Genomic DNA, 4,075 nt, shown 5'->3' on the forward strand with positions numbered 1-4,075 from the left:
ATGCTGGATGATCCTAGGGGGTTTATCGTAGGTAAAAAGATTAAAGATGAGCACCTTGTCATTTGCTCAAGATAAAGACCGGGTAATAAAAGCCTACAAACAAAGATGGGACATTGAACGGCTGTTCAGAACTATGAAAACGCAAGGGGTTAACCTTGAAAATCCCCCTATGAAAGATTTGGGAAGACTTTCCAAACTTGACCATTGTCGCTGTTGCTATTGTATACGCTTCTATAACGGGCCTTACACAAGAATGTGCTTACAAAAAAACAGTCAGAGCACCTTTCTATTCATCTTTGTATTCATACTTCACAAGGGGGCTCAGGTGGATCAAAGATAAACTCTTATTCTTTGATTTCAGCGATCTTTTAAACTACCTGAAAAAAAGTGAGGGGGAGTATGATTATTGATACCACGTGCTAAGATAGGCGAAAGCTACACTGAGCTACACTGAAAATCTGAATTACAAAGGAAGAAAATAAAAAAACTCATTTAAAAAGCGTACTCAAAAAGTGGCGGATTAAAATAGTTCTGGACGACCTAAACGAAGTAATAACCTCCATTCATGATTTAGCTATCCTTCTTAATAGGATCATGGAATGGGCCATCATAATCATGTTTTCAACAGTCGCTATGGCTCATAATCTTTAGATACCCTTCGAAAATGATTTAGCTATCCTATGTTCTTTCGACGATCCAACGCTTTGGAAGTATGGCCCATCCTTGAGATATATGCTCTGAGATTGCTATAGTTTTATTCAATATAATTCTACGCAAATGCCTCCATGGGTTTTCTATATCCAGAATCTGCACACACTTCCTTTAATGTAGGATAACTCCGCACCCAGCACCTGTGCCATTGGCCTTATGAACAGTGATATGGAGCAGATTGCCTTGCCTATCAAGAACACTATGCTGTTTACGTATCTTTTTTTCCCCCATCTATACCTATTTTTTCTGAGGCACCTTTGGTTCTAACACTTGTTTTAACACTTTGTGAATGATGCTATAGCTGGGATTCTTGCTCCCTTCATACTTAATTCGGCTTGTCTTAACAAGTTCATGCATTACTTTTTCCCATACCCCCTTAATCCTATATCGTCTATAAAACAATGTGCCGCCCATTGACAACCGCTCTTGATTATGTAACCTACTGCATTACCCCCCTCTTTTTTGTTGTATTTGCTTCTATTGTCATGCTTGGATAATTCTTCTTCTACACATCCAAGCCTTTTATATCACACTTTTTTATTCATGAATACAGGTTCTTAGTAAAATTCTTTTATTTTTTCTAAAATTTTCTGAGAAACACCTGGGATTCCGTAAATATTTTGCGTATCTATACGATTTTGGATTCACTTAAAACTTTGTGCACCTCTGTTATAATCCTCTCTTTATTGGATCCAACCAGCGTGCCTATTCTAGCCTCGATAATCTCCATCCTCTCCGTTTCTTCACGCAGCACAATAATCTTCTTTCCTAAAATACAAGCCTCTTCTTGGATTCTTCCGGAATCAGAAATTAATATAGATGAGTGTTTGATTAATGTAAGCAATGCATCATAGAGAAGTGGCTTAGTGATGTAAAGATTAGACGTTTGTTGTAGAGTTTCTCTCACAATTATTATGACATTAGGGTTAGGGTGAACTGGCCAAATAAAATCAACTTCCGGATACTGCTTACAAAGCTCTTTAATAGCGGAACATATTTCTTCTAACGGTTTGCCAAAATTTTCTCGGCGATGCACTGTAATAAGAATTTTCTGTTTACCATTTTCAATTATCTGCTTAATAAACTCATTATTAGGTGCGAAGTTTTTTAGTCCCCAGTCCACACTATCGACAATAGTATTACCTACCATGAATACATTATCCACAATACCTTCTTTAGATAGGTTTTCTTTTGCCATTTCTGTCGGCACCATGCGAAGTTTCGCCATTTTCAAAATGAGGACACGGTGTGCTTCTTCTGGGAAAGGGCTTGAAATATCCCCCGTTCTAAGGCCAGCTTCAACATGGACCACGGGGATTTTTTGATAAAAAGCAGCGAGTGCTGCAGTAAAGGCTGTTGTTGTATCTCCTTGTACTACAACGAAATCAGGTCTTTCTTGGGTTAATACATTTGTTACCCCCTTTAACACAGCGCATGATATATAAGATAAATCCTGATTTTTATGCACAATATCTAAGTTATAGTGAGATTTAATGGTAAATAGATCTAAAGCTTCATTTTGAAGCTCTCTATGTTGTGTCGTTGCGCATGTTATATTTAAACACTCAGAATCACTTTCAACAGCTTTAATAAAAGGAGCAAGCTTAATGGCTTCTGGCCTTGTACCAAACACAGTTAAAATTTTTATTTGTTTTTTCATGAAAACTTTCTTTTAGCAAGACCATAAATTTCAGTAAAAAATTGCTTCGGGTTATAGAATAAAACCTCCAACAAATATAGCTGCCTAAAGGGATTATAAATATCTCTAGCACGCAAGTGGGCATAAAAGAGAGCTGCTTCTTGACGCGTTCTTATAAATTTACTGTAATATTTTTTTTGTACGCTAATACCTTTGGCTATAATTTCCCTCTCGTTTTTATAGGAGAGACTATCGCTATGGCGACGATATTCATACAAACATTTCATTATGGGGCGAATTTTTGAATGGCTAGCTATTCTTAACCAGTATTCATAATCCTCACACAAAAACAAAGAATCATCATAAATTCCCACCTTTTCAGCTGTAGAACGTCTGTATAAAAAGCAAGCCCCCACCATATTTCGAAAAATGAGATGATCAGGAGGACCAGCATGAATGATTTCTTTTTTTTTTACCATGTTCATCAATAATACGCGTGGAAGAATACACAAGACTGACCTCATCATTAGCGTCCAAAGCTTTATTAAGCTCTGCCAGCGCATCAGGCAAATAAACTTTGTCACACGACGTCCATGTCCAATAGTAACCATGGGCTTTAGAAAACCCTACGTTGAGTGATTTTGGCAGCTTAAGGTTAGTATCATTACGATAATAAAAAGCTCTAGAATCTATAGAATTGTAATGCCGCGCAATATCTTCTGACAAATCCCGTGAACAATCATTGACAATGATAAGCTCAAAATCTTGAAAGGTTTGATTTAATATGGATTCAATCGCATCTTTGAGGTGTTTTTCACCATTGTACACGGGAAGAACAACACTAATCTTAGGCATTTTTTAATATATACATATCACATCAGAAAAAATATAAGAGATAACGGCCTGAATGTGCAACCGGCTCTCTAAGAACGTATTTTTATATGCTTAAGATTACAAAATCATTTATTTAGGAAAATATATTTTTTGTAGCGAACACAATAAAAATGGTCATAAATTATGGTCATGCAAGAATAGCTTTACAGATCATTGCTTTTTTTTATGGGTATTTGCTTGTTTTTTAAAAAATGCTTAAAAAGGATGTTAAGAGCTTTCGAGATTCCTTACTAATATGAGTAAGCACAACGTCTGAATGTAAGTGAAAATTGGATTGCGTATTCCCTTGGAGTTGCCTATACTCCCCCTGAATCGTCTCCAAGCAGATGCAGCAAAACGATCTGCATTTTCAAAAAATTATCGATGAAAACGGGGTTGCTCACGACATACCAAGAATCCATGGAGATTCGATACAAAGACAGCTACGCTATAGGGAATTCATGGGGAAGCTAAAAACTAATGCAATAAGCACTTGTAGTGTTTTAATCGCAATTGGCTTAATTACGGACTTTTGTTAACACAGCAGTTTTTACTTCTTGGGTAGAGCAGATTTTATTTCTCAATTTACCTGCAAAAGCGTGATTGTTAGGGGGAATTTTTCTTTTCATAAAGGTAAGGACATGAAAAAAATTCTGGAAGATTCTGGTCATACCTTGCTATACTTGTCTACTTATTCACCTGATCTCAACTACATTTAGAAAAAATGAGCCCAAGATAAGCACATAAGTAGAACGACCATAGTAATTTTTAGTATATTGTCCACCTCTTCATATTATCCCAGAATTACTCTATTGGATTCAAATCAGGAGAGCTAGGAGGTAGAAAAATTAT

At 36.4% G+C, this 4,075-nt stretch carries 5 protein-coding genes; 2 read left to right on the forward strand and 3 right to left on the reverse strand.

Translation table 11 applies throughout. The features are described 5' to 3' along the window. The first annotated feature begins 46 nt into the window (after nucleotides 1-46). Nucleotides 47-340 carry a hypothetical protein gene (locus tag K737_RS00575; protein WP_023491589.1) on the forward strand — a complete coding sequence of 98 codons (294 nt, stop codon included), beginning with the start codon at nucleotides 47-49 and terminating at the stop codon, nucleotides 338-340. Between the two features lie 999 nt (nucleotides 341-1,339). On the opposite strand, the gene wecB is transcribed toward K737_RS00575, so the two are convergent. Genes wecB through K737_RS08690 form a run of 3 tightly spaced genes read right to left on the reverse strand, consistent with a single transcriptional unit; the run spans nucleotide 1,340 to nucleotide 3,205 of the window. Beyond that, nucleotides 1,340-2,371, reverse strand: coding sequence for a non-hydrolyzing UDP-N-acetylglucosamine 2-epimerase (gene wecB, locus K737_RS00580; protein WP_006293885.1), 1,032 nt, complete (start codon nucleotides 2,369-2,371; stop codon nucleotides 1,340-1,342). Beyond that, nucleotides 2,368-2,829, reverse strand: coding sequence for a glycosyltransferase family protein (locus K737_RS08685; RefSeq protein ID WP_006293887.1), 462 nt, complete (start codon nucleotides 2,827-2,829; stop codon nucleotides 2,368-2,370). Before K737_RS08685 ends, wecB begins: the two co-directional genes overlap by 4 nt. Beyond that, nucleotides 2,789-3,205: a glycosyltransferase family 2 protein gene (locus tag K737_RS08690; protein WP_006293889.1), complete on the reverse strand. Its 417-nt coding sequence runs from the start codon at nucleotides 3,203-3,205 to the stop codon at nucleotides 2,789-2,791. Before K737_RS08690 ends, K737_RS08685 begins: the two co-directional genes overlap by 41 nt. Before the next feature lie 617 nt (nucleotides 3,206-3,822). On the opposite strand from K737_RS08690, the gene K737_RS11665 reads away from it, so the two are divergent. After that, on the forward strand, nucleotides 3,823-3,942 hold the full coding sequence (locus tag K737_RS11665) for a transposase (RefSeq protein ID WP_161630389.1): 120 nt from the start codon (nucleotides 3,823-3,825) through the stop codon (nucleotides 3,940-3,942). Nucleotides 3,943-4,075: the final 133 nt, after the last annotated feature.

This window comes from Holospora undulata HU1 (assembly GCF_000388175.3).
Taxonomy (GTDB): domain Bacteria; phylum Pseudomonadota; class Alphaproteobacteria; order Holosporales; family Holosporaceae; genus Holospora; species Holospora undulata_A.